Below are 15093 nucleotides of genomic sequence, written 5' to 3' on the forward strand. Positions count from 1 at the left end.
ACGCAACGCGTGGTTGCCCCCGGTTGTCCCGAAAAGGGTTCGATTCAGTATATCGAAGAATCGTGCGGGGTTGCGGTGTCGCCTGCCGCGACGGCATCGGCTGTAGCCGGTATGCGAGTGCATGGTCCGCCAGAGGGATCGGCGCACGCGACCGCTGCTGGGCCGGGGCGCGCTGCACGATCGCGTCGTCGCGTCGCGGCAAGGCGCCGATCGGAATGCGTTTGCGGTTGCGTTTGCGGTGCGCGAGCCTGCGCGGCGCGGCGTGAATCGAAGCCGCGGCCGCGCGCGGGCGGTCAGGCGACGGCCGGCTGGACGATGATCTTCACGTTGCGGTCCTTGTGGTTGACCAGCTCCTCGAAGCCGTGCGCGACGATGTCGCCGAGCGCGATGCGCCCGGTGATGAGCGGCTGCACGTCGATGCGGCCGTCGGCGATGAAGCGGATCACGTCCGCGAATTCGCCGTTGTACGCGAGCGAGCCGATCACTTCCTTCTCGGTCGACACGATGTCGAAGAAGTTGAACGGCGCCGGTTCCTCGAAGATGCCGACCATCACCGCCTTGCCGGCCTTGCGGATCACGTCGATCGCGAGCTTCGCGGTGGCCGTGTGCCCGATGCATTCGAACGACACGTCGGCGCCGTAGCCCCCGGTCAGCGCCCTGACTTCGGCGATCGCGTCGGACGTCTTCGGATCGATGACGACGCTCGCGCCCACCTCCAGCGCCTTCTGCTTGCGCGCGGCCGACATCTCCAACGCGATCACGCGCCCGGCGCCCGCCGCCTTCGCGCACATGATCGTGCACAGGCCGATCGTGCCCGCGCCGACCACGACGACGGTCTGCCCGACGATGTTGCCGGCCTTCTTCACCGCGTGCAGCCCGACCGCGAGCGGTTCGATCAGCGCGCCGGCCTCGGTCGGGAAATTGTCCGGCAGCTTGTACAGCAGTTCGGCCGGCACGTTCACGTATTCGGCAAACGCACCGTTGTTCATCAGCCCGGTGAACGCGAGGTTCTCGCAGATGTTGTACAGCCCGTGCCGGCAATACCAGCAGGTGCCGCAATGCTGGCACGCGTCGGCCGTCACGCGGTCGCCGACCGCGTAACCCGACACGCCCGCGCCGAGCTCGGCGATCTCGCCGCTGAACTCGTGGCCGAGGATGCACTGGCCCTTCAGGCCGGTCAGCGGATGCGGCGCGTCGACCGGGATGAACACCGGCCCGGCGACGTATTCGTGCAGGTCGGAGCCGCAGATGCCGCACCAGTGCACGCGGATCGTGACCCAGCCGGCGGGCGGGCGCTCCGGAACGGGAACCTCTTCGACGCGGATGTCGTGGCGGCCATGCCAGACGGCGGCCTTCATGCTGGATGCGATGTTCGGTGCCGGTGTACTCACGTTGCTGTCTCCGTCAGGTTGTCGTCGGGCGCGCGGCAATGCTGCCGGTGCGCCCGTCGCGCGATTGCGCGATCGACGGTATGCAGGAACGGGGCCAGCGCGAAGTGCGGTGGTGCGTGGCGGTCGACGGTGCGCGTGGCGTGCGTTGCACCATGTCACTTTCTGCCGACCGGAGGGGGTTCGGAACGAATGGGGCGCCGAATTTGCTGCGACAGCGAAACAGCGAGGCGAGTGAGACGCCGGGACGTTCGTCTCAGCGCAATGAGACGAATCGCGAGACGAACCGCAACGGGGGGCGTTGCTCGATCCGCGTTCAGGCGAGCACTTCGTCCACGGCAACCGCGGCGAGCGATGTGAATCCGGCGGCACGGTACAGCGGCTGGCCGGCTTCGGTCGAGATGAGCCATACGCGGCGCGCGCCGCGGTGCCGCGCGTGCGCGACGATCGCGGCGAGCAGTTGCGTCGCAAGGCCGCGACGCCGGTAGGCATCCGCCGTTCCGACGCGGTCGACGACGATATCGCGCGGCGACGCGAAGCCGTAGCGCGCGGTGGCCGCGATCTGCCCGTCGAGCCGGTGCGCGAACAGGAACGCGGCCGGATTCCGCTGGAACGGCGGGAAGGCGCCGCTGGCGTTGAACGCGTCGATCGCGTCAGGCGTGTCGCAGGCCAGCGAGAGCGCGAGCGCGTCGTCACCGGACAGCCCGTCGATATCCGCGGCCATGAAATGCTCGTCGGTCAGCCGGCGCGTCCGGCCGTGCAGCGCGGGCGGCAGCGGCGCCGCGCCGTAGCGCGTGATCCAAGCGCCAACCGCAAACGGGCCGGCGGCGGACACGGGCGCCCCCTCGATCGTGAAATGCTCGAAAGGCCGGCCCATCGCGCCGTCGAACTGTACGACATGGCCGTCCGGGCCGTCGTGCAGCGGCGCGTCGCGCCGGTCGCGCGCGGCGCAGTATCCGGCGATGAAGGTGCGCACGGCCGCCTTGCGGCGGGGGAAATCCGTCCAGGCTTCGTCGAGCGGGAACAGCGTGGCCGGTGCAGGGGAGGCGGTCGACATAAGGAGGGGCGCGGCGTTGTCGGACGAAGCGGACAGCTTAGACCAGGATGCCGTCGCGTGTCGCGACGGCCATTGTCACCGTCGCCGAAACGGATCGTTGCGCGCGCTGCCCCTTTACTTGAAGTTAACTTCAATTTGTATCATGTGCGCCAGTCCGATTGCGGCCGCGTGAGACATCCCGTTGCACGCCGCCGCTTCAACGGAGGTGAAGATGACCGAATCGCCTGTCGCGGCCGATGCCGCCACGCTGCCGGCGCGCAGCTACCGGGCCGCCGTCGCGAACGTCGTGCTGGCGAGCATAGTGTCGGCGCTGCACGTCGGCAAGGCGACGATCGGCTTGCCGTCGCTCCAGCACGAGTTCGGCGGCTCGTTCGCGTCGCTGAGCGGGATCATGTCGGTGTTTCCGTTCGTCGGCGTGTTCGGCGGGATCGCCGCCGGCCTGCTGGTGCGGCGCTGGGGCGACCGGCGGCTGCTGGTGACGGGCCTCGTCATCCTCGGCCTGTCGAGCGTGGCCGGCGCCTGGGCCGGCAGCTTCGCGCTGTTGCTGGCCACGCGCTTCGCGGAAGGCCTCGGGTTCGTGATCGTGGTGGTCGCTGCGCCGGCCGTGCTGAACCGCGTGACGCCGCCCGAACGGCGCAATTTCGCGTTCGGCCTGTGGAGCACCTTCATGCCGGCCGGCATGGCGCTGTCGATGCTGGTCGGGCCGCTGCTCGGCGGCTGGCGCAACGGCTGGCTCGCGGCCGCGGCGCTGACGCTCGTCGCGGCGGCCGCGGTGCCGGTCACGACGTCGGCCGACGCGCCGTCGCGGCAGGCGACGACGCGCATCGGCCCCGCGCTGCGCGCCGTGCTCGCGTCGCGCTCGACCACGCTCCTCGCACTGGGCTTCGCGACCTACAACGTGCAGTTCTTCGCGGTGATGACGTTCCTGCCGGTGTTCCTGATGCAGCGCCTCAGCGTCGCGGTCGGCGCGGCGGGGCTGATCAGCGCGGCGATCGTCGCCGCGTGCGTGATCGGCAACCTGACGGCCGGCTGGCTGCTGTCGCGCGGGGCGCGACCGGGGATCGTGATGGCGGCGACGTCGGTCGCGATCGGCGCGGCGGGCGCGGGCCTCTTCAGCGCCGCGACACCCGCGCCGCTCGCGGTCGCGCTCGGGTTCGCGTTTTCGGCGATGGCCGGGATGCTGCCCGCGACCATTCTCGCGTGCGCGCCGGGCTCCGCCCCGTCGCCGTCGCTGGCGCCGCTCAGCATCGGCTGGGTCGTGCAGGGCAACTATCTCGGCCAGGTGATCGGGCCGCTGACGATCGGCGTGATCGTCGGTGCATTCGGCTGGTCGGGCGGCATCGGGCTGATGCTCGCGGCCGCCGCCGTCGGCGCGGCGATCGGCCTGTCCCTGCTGCGCGAACCGATGGGCCGGCGCTGAACGCGCCGGCGTCGTTCAACCTGCACGGAAATTCGTCAAGCATGCTCAACACCATGGAAAGCCCGATCTGCGAAGAAGACCTGTCGTGCGACGCGTCCGCGTTCGACGAAGACGACGCGATGCCGTCGCGCGGCGGCGTGGTCGCGCATCCGCTCGTGACGATCGGCCGTGCGCCGATTCCGGAGCACGCGACGGCCGCGGCATCGCCGTTGCGTCCGCAACTGTTCGTCACGGTGCTGGAGGCGGGCGACGACGCACTGCTGGTGCGCTGGGTCGAGAGCGGCCGGTGTCATTACGGCGAGCAGCGCTGGCGGCTGCGCGTCGCGTTGCAGCCCGGCCGCTGCGCGCTTTCCGGGCAGCCGATCGAGCCGGGCGAGCCGGTGTTCCGGCCGGTGCGGCGGCCCGTGCCGGCCAATGGCGACGAGATGATCCGCCCGGCAGCGCTGCCGGGGATGGACGGTGCGGCGTGCGACGCCACGCCGGAGGACGGCGACGCACGCCATCCGGCCGATGTTCGTGGCTGAACGTCGGCTGGCGGCGGCGCGACGTTACTTCTTCAGATCGTGCCGGTACTGGATGAAACCGGCATTGTTCGCGAGCTTGTCGTACAGCGCCCGCGCGGTCGTGTTGGTCTCGTGCGTGAGCCAGTACACGCGGCTCGCGCCGGCTTCGCGCGCCCGTTCGTACACGGCCTCGATCAGTGCGCCGCCCGCGCCTTGCCCGCGCGCGTCGGGCGCCGTGTACAGATCCTGCAAGTAGCAGTACGGCCCTTCGGTCCAGCACGAACGGTGGTAGATCGCATGGACGATCCCGACCAGTGCGCCCGACGCGTCGAACGCGCCGAGCACGAACATCGGCTCGGCCGGGTCCATCAGGCGCGCCCAGGTCGTCGCGAACACCGCGTCGCTCAGCGCGGTGTCATAGAACTTCTGGTAACCCTGCCACAGCGGACGCCACGCGGCTTCGTCGGCGGCGACCAGCGGGCGCACCGTGACGCGCGTGGCGTCGTTCGCGCGGCCGGCGGCATCGCGCGCGCTGGCCTGCGCGTGGCGGATCGCGGCGAGCGACTGGCGTTGGTTGCCTTGCGCGTCGAAGTTCTCCGGTGCGAGCCATGCTTCGAACGCGGCACGCACATCCGGCCATTCGCCGTCGACGATCGAGAACCACGCGGTGTCGCGATTGCGGCCGCGGTAGATGATCGCCTGCCGGAACGTGCCTTCGTAGCGGAAGCCGAGGCGGGCAGCCGCCTTGCGCGACGGCGCGTTCAGGTCGTCGCACTTCCATTCGTAGCGCCGGTAGCCGAGCGTGTCGAACGCGTACTTCATCAGCAGGAACTGCGCTTCGGTCGACACCGGCGTGCGCTTGAGCAGCGGCGAGAACGTGACCGAGCCGACCTCGATCACGCCGTTGGCCGGATCGATGCGCATCAGCGCGAGCGTGCCGACCGCGCGGCCCGTGGCGCGGTCGATCACCGTGTAGTGCAGCGGATCGGTGCTCGCCTGCGCGCCGCGCGCGTAGTCGCGGTAGCCGGATTCGTCGGCGTACGGGCCGTGTGCGAGATAGGTCCAGTCGCTGCCGTCGGGCGCCTGTGCGTAGGCGGCATACAGATCGGCGGCGTGGCGTTCGGCGTCGAGCGGCTCGAGCCGGCAGTAGCGGCCTTCGAGCACGATGCGCTCCGGGCGCGGACGCGCGGACCAGTCGGGAACGGGGTGGCCGATGGGCTGCTGGAAAGCGTTGGTGAGCGTGGGCAAGGTCGATCTCGCTTCGGTTGGCGGCCGGCGACATGCCGGCATGCAGACGATCGTAGTCCCGCCGAGGTACCATGAGAAGCGCCAGCGAGCGGTAAATTTATGGTGCCACGATCTCGGGCCGCCAGCCGCGCGCCGGTCACCGTGCGACGCTCGCCCGGGCGTCACGTTCCGATCTTTTCACGCTGCGATGTTCCGATGACGACTGCCTTTCCTGCCGGCGACGCACCGTTGCTGCCGCTCGATGCGCCGCTGGCGCGCACGCCCGGCGCACCGTCGCTCCAGCGCCAGTTGCTGCGCCGTGTGCGCGACGCGATTCTCGGCGGCGCGATGCCGGCCGGCACGCGGCTGCCCGGCACGCGCGCGCTGGCCGAAACGCTCGGCGTGTCGCGCAATACGACGGCCGCCGTGTACGAGCAGCTCGTCGCCGAAGGCTTCCTGCAATCGGATCGTCGCGGCACGCGGGTCGTCGGGCTGTCGCGGCCCACGCCGCCGCGCCGGCGTGCCGCGCCGCCGGCCGTCGCGCAGCGGCTCGGCCGGATTCGCCCGAGCCTCGTCGGCACCGGCGAATCGGAGGGCTTTCGTCCGGGCGTGCCGGCGCTGTCGCATTTCCCGGTGGATGCGTGGCGGCATGCGATCGACCGCGCGTTGCGTCGCGCCGGCCGCGAGCTGCTGGCGTACGGCGATCCGCTCGGCGAGCGCGCGTTGCGCGAATCGATCGCGCGCCACCTGGCCGTCACGCGCGGCGTGCGCTGCGATCCCGAGCAGATCGTGATCACCGAAGGCGCACAAGGGGCGATCGCACTGTGCGCGCAACTGCTGACGAATCCGGGCGATACGGTGTGGGTCGAGGAGCCCGGCTATCGCGGCGCGCGCACCGCGATGCAGGCGGCCGACCTCGACGTCGTGCCGATGCCGGTCGACGTCGAAGGGCTGCGCGCGGAACCGGACGACTGGCGCGAGCGGACGCCGCGCCTCGTCTACACGACGCCGTCGAACCAGTTCCCGACCGGCGCCGTGCTGTCGATCTCGCGTCGGCTCGCGCTGATCGACGCGGCGCGCCGCCATCGCGCGTGGATCATCGAGGACGACTACGACAGCGAATTCCGTCACACCGGCGAGCCGATCGGCGCGATGCACGGGCTGGCGCCCGATTCGCCGGTCGTCTATCTCGGCTCGTTCAGCAAGACGATGTTTCCGGCGCTGCGGATCGGTTTTCTCGTGCTGCCCGACGCGTTGCTGGCTGCCGTGCGGCCGGCGCTACCGGAGATGCTGCGCGGCGGGACGCGCCACGTGCAGCTCGCGCTCGCCGACTTCATCGAGACGGGCGAGTACGGCCGGCATCTCGGGCGGATGCGCCGGCTGTATCGCGACCGGCGGCGGTTGCTGCTCGCCGCGCTCGAGCGCAGCCTGAGCGTGCCGCACCAGGTCGAGGGCGGCCCGTGCGGGCTGCATCTCGCGCTGCGGTTGCCGGCGCGGTATCGCGATCGCGCGATCGTCGAAGCGGCGCGCGCGCATGGCATCGGGCCGTTTCCGCTGTCGGGTTTCGCGATCGATGCGGCGCGGGCCGGCAACGGGCTCGTGCTTGGTTTCGGCAATACGTCGGCCGATGCGTTCGAGCCGATGTTGCGGATGGTGTCGGCGATCGCGGAGCGGGTGGGCGCGGGGGATGCGTGACGGGATGGTTTCGCGGTCGGTAATGCGCGACAGGCCAATGATCGGCCGCGATCGCAGATCGCAACGATGCCGGTGACGCGCGCACCGATGCGTGGTGGATATTCGGATTGACGAACCGCGCACTTTGTTCGAAACGAATGCCCTCGCGGTTCCGCCGTCACGACGCGTCCCGGCATACGGGTTTCGATTCGTATGTTCCAACCTGCGCGTGGGCTATAAATGGTGGGGTGTACCGGTGCTTGTCGGGCGCCTGCGCGTCTCGCGCAGGGTGGCGTCGCGGCTGCCGGGGGAGGTGGCACCGTGGTTTGCCAGACGCTTGCTCGCGCCGTGCTTCGCACCGCGTTGATCGGGGGCGTGTTTGCCGGATGTTTGCCGCTGCCCGCCGCCGTCGCCGGCACCCTCGCGCCGCACGCTGCACCGCCGGCGATGAAGGCGCGGCCACCCGCCGCGCCTTACGCGATGCCGGTCGACTTCCCGGCGATCGTCGAACGCTACGGCCCGGCGGTCGTGACCATCCTGGCCGCCACGCCCGATCCGCAAACCGGCGGGCCGGCCTTTGCCGCGCTCGATCCCGACGATCCGCTCGCCGCGTTCTTCCGGCACGGCGCGCCGGTGCCCGCGCAGGGGCCGCAGGCGCCGGCGCCCGATACGGCGGCGCCGCGTGCGGTGTCCGGCAGCGGTTCGGGCTTCATCGTCAGCGCCGATGGCCTGATCCTCACGTCCGCCCATGTGGTCGACGAGGCGACCGACGTGACGGTGCGGCTCACCGACCGCCGCGAATTCAAGGCGACGGTGCTGGCCGTCGATCCGCAAAGCGATGTCGCCGTGCTGCGCGTCGACGCGACGAAGCTGCCGTTCGTGCGCATCGGCGATTCGTCGAAAGTCCGCGCGGGCGAACCGGTGATGACGATCGGCGCGCCGGACGGATCGGGCAACACGGTCACGGCCGGCATCGTCAGCGCGACGTCGCGCCGGTTGCCGGACGGCAGCGCATTCCCGTTCTTCGAGACCGACATCGCACCGAACCCGGACAACTCCGGCGGCCCCGTGTTCAATCGCGCGGGCGACGTGATCGGCATCGCGGTGCAGGTCTATCCGGGCGCCGACCGCTACGCGAGCACGACGTTCGCCATCCCGATCGCATTCGCGGCCAAGGTGCGTGCCCAGTTGCGCGCGCAACAGCAGGCGCAGATGCAGGCGCAGCAGGCTCAGGCGCCCGCGCCGGACGCGCCGTCGGGCAATGCGTTCGGCGTCGACGTGCAGGACGTAGGCGTCGGTCTGGCCGCGGCGTTCGGGCTGCCGCGTCCGGCAGGCGCGCTCGTCAACGGCGTCGCGCCCGGCTCGCCGGCCGCCGCGGCCGGCCTGAAGCCCGGCGACGTGATCGTGAAGATGGGCGGCAAGGCGATCGGCCGTTCGGCCGAACTGAACGACCTTGCCGCCGCGCTGCCGCCCGGCAGCAAGGCGCCGCTGCGCGTGATCCGCAACCGTGCGCCGGTAACGCTGACGATCACCGGCGCCGACGACGCGGGCGGCGGCGCGCCCGCGACGGTCGGCATGGCCGCGCCGAAGGCCGCTGGACGGCCGGGGCCGGCCGCCGGAGAGCCCGGCGACACAGGTGGCGGTGACCGCGGCGATCGCCTCGGCCTGACGATGCACGCGCTGAGCGACAACGAGCGCCGCTCGACGGGGCTCGCGGTCGGGATGATGGTGGACGCGGTACATGGCCCCGCCGCGCGCGCCGGCATCCAGCCGGGCGACGTCGTGCTGGAACTCAACGACACGCTGCTCGAGACGCCGGACGACGTGCCGATGCTCGAAGCGAGCGGCGGCAACGTGATCGCCGTGCTGATCCAGCGCAACAACGCGCGGAAGTTCGTGTCGGTGCGCACGCGGTAGCGCGTTGACGCGGCGGCTGTCGTCCGCCTAACATCGTCGGGTACCGCGAGCGGTCCGCCACGTATTCAGGAGCCATTCGGCAGAGCCATTCGACATGAAAACCACTTGCTTCATCGTAGTCGTCCACAGGCGCAGGGTCCGGTAGCGGCACCGCGCCGGCACCCATGCGCCCCCGACTCGTTCGGGGGCTTTTTTTTGTTGCGCACGGCCGAGAGGCCCGTGCGCGGGAGGGCATCCGCTTGCGATCGAACCTGTCGACTACTTCCGACCCGGCGTCGCCCCGGCACGCCACGCTGATCGTGCTGTGCGCGTTGTCGGTGCTGCCGTTGAGCCTGTTCCTGCCGTCGCTGCCGGCGATCGTGCGCGACCTGCATACCGACTATGCGCTCGTCGCGCTGTCGCTCGGCGGCTATGCGGCGGTGGCCGCGTCGCTCGAATGCGTGACGGGGCCGCTGTCCGACCGGTTCGGGCGGCGGCCGATCGTGCTGACGAGCGTCGCGCTGTTCGCGCTCGGTTCGCTCGGTTGTGCGATGGCGACCGATATCCACGTGTTTCTCGGCTGCCGGCTGATGCAGGCGGCGATCACGTCGGTCTATCCGGTGTCGATGGCGGCGATCCGCGATACCGACGGCGGCGCGCGCGCGGCGAGCCGGATCGGCTACGCGGCGATGGCGGCCGCGTTCGCGCCGATGCTCGGCCCGACACTCGGCGGTGCGCTCGACCAGACGGTCGGCTGGCGCGCGAGCTTCTGGCTGCTGGCCGTAGTCGGCACCGCGCTGTTTGCCTGGTGCGTGCGCGATCTCGCCGAAACCCATACGCGCCGGCCGTCGAGCTTCGGGCAGCAGCTTCGCGCGTATCCGGCGCTGCTGCGTGCGCGCCGTTTCTGGGCCTATGCGCTGTGCATGGCGTTCTCGACGGGCGCGTTCTATGCGTTCCTGGCCGGTGCGCCGCTCGCCGCGACAACGCTGTTCGGCATCCCGCCCGCGGAGATCGGCTTCTACATGGGGACGATCACGGCCGGTTTCGTCTGCGGCAGCTTTCTGGCCGCGCGGGTCGCGCGCCGCCATGCGCTGGCCACGACGATCCTGTGCGGGCGGCTCGTCGCGTGTGCGGGGCCATTGATCGGGCTTGCGCTGCTGTTCGGCGGCGTGACCCATGCGCTCGCGTGGTTCGGGCCGTGCGTGCTGGTCGGCATCGGCAACGGGCTGAGCAATCCCGGCGCCCATGCGGGCGCGGTGTCCGTACGCCCGGAACTGGCTGGCAGCGCATCGGGGCTGGCCGGCGCGATGACGATCGGCGGCGGCGCCGCGCTGTCGTCGCTGACGGGCGCGCTGCTGACCCCGCGCAACGCAGGCTACCTGCCGCTCGCGATGATGCTGCTGTCGGCGGCGATCGCACTGGCGGCCGCCGGGTGCGTGCGGGCGTTCGACGGCCGGGACGCCGGACGGTGAGCGCGGGTGCGCCCCGGTACCGGCGCGCGGCGGAATGACGGACAATCCGCCGCATGCCGGGACACGACGCACGATTCGCGCGCCGCGTGCCCCGACGAGCGCGCAGGGCGACTGGACGAGGATGCGATGAGCGACTTTTCTGATTTCCAGCGGGATATTGCCGATGCCGCGAGGGCGACCTTCAGGGCGCTGCGGGCGCTGCACCCGGACGAACATTTCTATGCGTTCGCGTTGTACACCGACAGCGGCGCGATGACGGTGGTGCCGGCCGCCAATTCGGTCGAAGGGCTGCGCCGGGTCCGCGCGCAACAGGCGGTGGCGGACGACGATCCGTGGTTCGTGTGGGGCGTGGCCGAGTGGGCGTACGCGGCGGCCGAGGCCTCGCCGTTCAACGCGATCTGCGGCCGGCTGGCCGACGAGGTGCTGAGCCCGCAGTTCGTCCGGTCGCGATTCGCGGAATTTTCCCGGCAACTGCATACCGACATGATCGAGGCGTTGCGGCTGCTCGATCGCGACGGCGTGTTCGGCACGGGCGACGACCGGGCGGCCATCACGCTGTTCGTGTCGATCAGCGACGACGACGCGGCTGAGGCGCTGGAAAACGCGTCGGCGAAAGCGCTGAATCCGCCAGCCGTCGCCGAGGCCTTCCTGCGCCGCTACGACTGACCGGCAACGCGGTATCGCCTGGGCGGCCCGGGCACGCGGCCGCCCTGCATGGCATGTTACGGCTTCGCGCCGACCACGAATTCGAACGTCGCGACGCCGTCGACGCCGCCCGTCACGCGGTCGCCCGGCTGCAGCGCGCCGACGCCGGCCGGCGTGCCGGTGAAGATCAGGTCGCCGGCCTTCAGCTCGACCGAGCGCGACACGTACGCGATGACGTCGGGCACGGGCCAGATCATGTCGGCGAGGTCGCCTTGCTGGCGCGTGTCGCCGTTGACCGCGAGCCAGATGCGGCCGGCGGCCGGATGGCCGGTGGCCGTCGCGGGGCGCAGCGCGGTCACGGGGCCCGACGCGTCGAAACCCTTCGCCCAGTCCCACGGCCGGCTCAGCTTCTTCGCTTCGGCTTGCAGGTCGCGGCGCGTGAGGTCGACGCCGACGCCGTAGCCCCACACGTGCGACAGCGCGTCGGCCGGGTCGATCGACCGGCCGTCCTTGCCGATCGCGACGACCAGCTCGATTTCATGATGGAGATCGTTCGTCAGCGGCGGATAGGCGACCGTGCCGCTGGCCGGGACGATCGCGTCGGCCGGCTTCGTGAAGAAGAACGGCGGTTCGCGGTCGGGGTCGGCGCCCATTTCGCGGGCGTGGTCGGCGTAGTTGCGGCCGACGCAGAATACGCGGCGCACCGGAAAGCGCGCGGACGACTGTTCGACTTCGACGGAAGGACGCTCGGCGGCGTCGATGACATAGGCGGACATCGGATGGGCCTCGTTCGGTAGGAAGACGGATGGCCGGCGCACCGGCCGGCATGCGTGCAACGATACCCGACGCGCGTGCGCCGGGATGCGACGCAACTGCGTTTTACCGGGACAAAACTACGCGTCGGCGGCCGCTTGCGTGTCGTCGGCGGCGGGCAATGCGGCGTTCGCGTCGCGGTACGCCTTCGGCGACACGCCGACCCGCGCGCGGAAGCGCCGCGCGAAATACCCTTCGTCGCGGAAGCCGACCGAGCGGGCGATGTCCGCGATGCGCCGGCTGGTGTGGGCCAGCAGCGACTGCGCGAGCGCGATCCGCCGCTCGGTGACGAGATCGGTGAAGGTGCTGCCGGTTTCCTTGCGCACCAGGTGCGCAAGGTAGTTCGGCGACAGAAACGCGGCTTCGGCGGTCGCGGCGAGCGTCAGGTCCTCGCGGGTCAGGTTCGCCCGCACGTGGCGCAGCACGCGGGCCAGCGCGTCGCGCCGGCCGGCACGCTGGGCGCCGCGCTGCGCGAGCTTGTCGAGCGCGCCCGCGTACTGCGTGCAGACGAGCCCGATCAACTGCAGCAGGTAGCCGCGCAGCAGCGTGGTCGAGCCGAACGTGCGCACGCGATCGACGTCGAGCATGCACAGCGCGAGGCGGCGCGCTTCGTCGTACGTATCGCCGGTCAGGATGAAATCGAGGTGCTCCTGGAAGCGGAACGGCGTCAGCTCGGGGAAACGGTGTGCGGGCACGTCCTCGAGATCGAGTGGATCGACGTCGAGATCGGCGCGCAGGAACGCCTGGCTGAAGTTGATCACGATGAAGTGTGCGCCTTCCGGATGCGGAATCAGGTGCTCGCGGTGCGGCAGCACGAACGCGAGCGCGCCGCGCGGAAACGGCCGCGTGACGCCGCCGATGCGCTGCTCGGTGTCGCCGCCGAGGTTGAACTGGATCTGGAAATACGCGTGCCGGTGCGGCTCGGTGATTGCCTGGCGCGACGCCTGGTCGCGGATGTAGAAGTCGAGCCGGTCGCTGCGTTCGGGCATCCCGTACAGGCGCGGCGGGGCGGTGGAGGGCATGAAGGATCGTGTTGTTCGTGACGCGGTTGAGCCGCGATGGTACAGCGAACCGGGCGCGACGGGGACGGGCGCGGCCCCGCGTCCCCGGTCAGCCTGCCGCGAGCGATGCGATCCGGCGCCGCAGCTCGGGCACGACCTCGGCGTCGAACCACGGATGGTGCTTGAACCATGCCTGGTTGCGCGGCGACGGATGCGGCAGCGGCAGGATCGCGGGGCCGTAGTCGCGCCAAGCCTGCACGGTGTCGGTCAGCGTCGCCTTGCGCGCGCCGCGCAGGAAATGCCGCTGCGCGTACTGGCCGATCAGCAGCGTGAGCCGGACCGACGGCAGTTCGGCCAGCAGCCGGTCCATCCACAGTGGCGCGCATTCGGGGCGCGGCGGGTTGTCGCCGCTCGCGCCGCGGCCCGGGTAGCAGAAGCCCATCGGCACGATCGCGAAGCGCGTCTCGTCGTAGAAGGTGTCGGCGTCGACGCCGAGCCAGCCGCGCAGCCGCTTGCCGCTCGCGTCGTCCCACGGGATGCCGCTGGCATGGACGCGTGCGCCCGGCGCTTGCCCGACGATCAGGATGCGTGCGTCGCGATGCGCGCGCACGACCGGGCGCGGGCCGAGCGGCAGGTCTGCTTCGCATGCACGGCACGCGCGGATTTCGGTGAGCAGCACGTCGAGCGGCGCGCGCGTTCGTTTCGGCATCGATTCGGAGCGGGGACGGAGTGGCAAGGCGGTGCCGTGCGAGCGGCATGGGCGGCACAGGCGGGCAGCGGCAAGGCCGCCGGCTCGGCGTGACCCCGACGCGCACCGGCTGCACTGCGCGGTGCGCCTACGGCTACGCCCTACGCCTGCGACGGGCCCGCTGCGCCGCCTTCGGCGACCGCAGCATCATACAACGCGGTCTGCGCGATCGCCGCGGCGATGCCCGCGTCGTCGTGCGAGCCGTCGAGCATGCCCCAGCGCCGGTATTGCGACAGGAACCACAGGCCCTCGCGCGGATCGGGCCGGTTCACCGCGCCGCCGTCGTGAAAGCGGATCGGCAGCGGCGGCGTGGCGAACGGCCCCGCGCCGTAGTCGCCGAGCAGGCGCGGCGCGATCAGCCGGGCCGGCACGCCGAGCGCGTCGGGCGACGCGAGCCAGTCGGCCGCCTCGCGACGGTGCGCGGGGCTGTCGAGCCACGCGCACGCATCGACGAGCGTGCGGACCAGCGCACGCGCGGTGGCCGGATACAGCGCGACGAAATCGCGCCGCGTCGCGAGCACCTTCTCCGGATGATCGGGCCAGACCTCGCTCGTGACGGCGACGGTGCGGCCGGCGCCGCACGCTTCGGCCACCGCGTGCCACGGCTCGCCCGCGCAGAAGCCGTCGAGCTCGCCGCCCGCGAGCGCGGCGACCATTTCGGGCGGCGGGATCACGACGCTGCGCACGTCGCGCAGCGGATCGACGTCGTGCGACGCGAGCCACGCGTTCAGCCACATCGCGTGCGTGCCGGTCGGAAAGGTCTGCGCGAGCAGCGGCTTGCGGCCGAGCGTCGCGAACGCGGCGCGCACGTTGGCGGTTTCGCGGTACGCGTCGGCGAGGCCGCGCGACAGCGTGATCGCCTGGCCGTTACGGTTCAGCACCATCAGCGCGGCCATGTCGGCCTGCGGGCCGCCGATGCCGAGCTGCAGCCCGCAGACGAGCCCGTACAGCGCGTGCGCGGCATCGAGCTCGCCGCTGAGCAGCTTGTCGCGCACGGCCGCCCACGACGGCTGGCGACTCAATTCGAGCGTGAGGCCATGACGCGCGCCGAGGTTCAGGCGCTGCGCGACGATCAGCGGGGCCGCGTCGCTGAGCGCGACGAACCCGAGGCGAAGATGCGCGCGTTCCGGCGCGGCGGGAGGAGAGGTATGCATGGCACTCATGGCTGGGGTGACGCGTCGAGCAATTGTCGCGCGACGTCGACGATGCGCAGGCCCTGATCCATCGCGCGCTTGCGCAGCGCCGCATA

At 71.2% G+C, this 15093-nt stretch carries 13 protein-coding genes and 1 pseudogene; 6 read left to right on the plus strand and 8 right to left on the minus strand.

What is annotated here, in order from left to right; all coding sequences use genetic code 11:
- Positions 1 to 293 precede the first annotated feature (293 nt).
- Together JMF90_RS04935 and JMF90_RS04940 are read right to left on the minus strand one after the other, a co-directional pair.
- Positions 294 to 1358 (minus strand): 2,3-butanediol dehydrogenase, encoded by a 1065-nt coding sequence (locus tag JMF90_RS04935; RefSeq protein WP_011547590.1) that lies wholly within the window; start codon positions 1356 to 1358, stop codon positions 294 to 296.
- 346 nt (positions 1359 to 1704) lie between these two features.
- The gene (locus JMF90_RS04940) at positions 1705 to 2445 is read right to left on the minus strand and encodes a GNAT family N-acetyltransferase (RefSeq protein ID WP_011547591.1); all 741 of its coding nucleotides are present in this window, start codon (positions 2443 to 2445) and stop codon (positions 1705 to 1707) included.
- Positions 2446 to 2656: 211 nt separating this feature from the next.
- On the opposite strand from JMF90_RS04940, the gene JMF90_RS04945 reads away from it, so the two are divergent.
- Both JMF90_RS04945 and JMF90_RS04950 read left to right on the plus strand, forming a co-directional pair.
- Positions 2657 to 3865, plus strand: a complete 1209-nt coding sequence (locus tag JMF90_RS04945; protein WP_041489386.1) for a CynX/NimT family MFS transporter — start codon at positions 2657 to 2659, stop codon at positions 3863 to 3865.
- Between the two features lie 41 nt (positions 3866 to 3906).
- Positions 3907 to 4389: a DUF3331 domain-containing protein gene (locus tag JMF90_RS04950; RefSeq protein ID WP_011547593.1), complete on the plus strand. Its 483-nt coding sequence runs from the start codon at positions 3907 to 3909 to the stop codon at positions 4387 to 4389.
- 24 nt (positions 4390 to 4413) lie between these two features.
- Here JMF90_RS04950 and JMF90_RS04955 read toward each other — a convergent pair whose 3' ends face one another.
- Entirely contained in the window at positions 4414 to 5616 is a 1203-nt protein-coding gene (locus JMF90_RS04955; protein ID WP_041489387.1) for a GNAT family N-acetyltransferase, read from the minus strand.
- A gap of 195 nt (positions 5617 to 5811) precedes the next feature.
- On the opposite strand from JMF90_RS04955, the gene JMF90_RS04960 reads away from it, so the two are divergent.
- From JMF90_RS04960 to JMF90_RS04975, 4 genes are all read left to right on the plus strand, one after another.
- Positions 5812 to 7290: a PLP-dependent aminotransferase family protein gene (locus JMF90_RS04960; RefSeq protein ID WP_011694762.1), complete on the plus strand. Its 1479-nt coding sequence runs from the start codon at positions 5812 to 5814 to the stop codon at positions 7288 to 7290.
- A 300-nt stretch (positions 7291 to 7590) separates the two neighbouring features.
- A complete protein-coding gene (locus tag JMF90_RS04965) occupies positions 7591 to 9186 on the plus strand; it encodes a trypsin-like peptidase domain-containing protein (RefSeq protein WP_171984319.1) in 1596 nt (531 codons plus the stop codon).
- Between the two features lie 239 nt (positions 9187 to 9425).
- Positions 9426 to 10637 carry a multidrug effflux MFS transporter gene (locus JMF90_RS04970; protein ID WP_011547597.1) on the plus strand — a complete coding sequence of 404 codons (1212 nt, stop codon included), beginning with the start codon at positions 9426 to 9428 and terminating at the stop codon, positions 10635 to 10637.
- A gap of 126 nt (positions 10638 to 10763) precedes the next feature.
- Positions 10764 to 11303, plus strand: coding sequence for a DUF4303 domain-containing protein (locus JMF90_RS04975; protein ID WP_011547598.1), 540 nt, complete (start codon positions 10764 to 10766; stop codon positions 11301 to 11303).
- A 56-nt stretch (positions 11304 to 11359) separates the two neighbouring features.
- Here JMF90_RS04975 and JMF90_RS04980 read toward each other — a convergent pair whose 3' ends face one another.
- The 5 genes and pseudogenes from JMF90_RS04980 to JMF90_RS05000 form a co-directional block, all read right to left on the minus strand.
- Positions 11360 to 12058, minus strand: coding sequence for a fumarylacetoacetate hydrolase family protein (locus JMF90_RS04980; protein WP_011547599.1), 699 nt, complete (start codon positions 12056 to 12058; stop codon positions 11360 to 11362).
- 117 nt (positions 12059 to 12175) lie between these two features.
- Positions 12176 to 13117, minus strand: a complete 942-nt coding sequence (locus JMF90_RS04985; RefSeq protein WP_011547600.1) for a helix-turn-helix transcriptional regulator — start codon at positions 13115 to 13117, stop codon at positions 12176 to 12178.
- 88 nt (positions 13118 to 13205) lie between these two features.
- Positions 13206 to 13805 carry a uracil-DNA glycosylase family protein gene (locus JMF90_RS04990; protein WP_006478925.1) on the minus strand — a complete coding sequence of 200 codons (600 nt, stop codon included), beginning with the start codon at positions 13803 to 13805 and terminating at the stop codon, positions 13206 to 13208.
- Positions 13806 to 13945: 140 nt separating this feature from the next.
- Positions 13946 to 14998, minus strand: coding sequence for a CmpA/NrtA family ABC transporter substrate-binding protein (locus tag JMF90_RS04995; protein WP_011547601.1), 1053 nt, complete (start codon positions 14996 to 14998; stop codon positions 13946 to 13948).
- A 5-nt stretch (positions 14999 to 15003) separates the two neighbouring features.
- A pseudogene (locus JMF90_RS05000) lies at positions 15004 to 15093 on the minus strand (response regulator); the annotation flags it as partial.

The sequence above is a fragment of the Burkholderia sp. E168m23 genome, from assembly GCF_016586125.1.
GTDB classification, from domain to species: domain Bacteria; phylum Pseudomonadota; class Gammaproteobacteria; order Burkholderiales; family Burkholderiaceae; genus Burkholderia; species Burkholderia orbicola.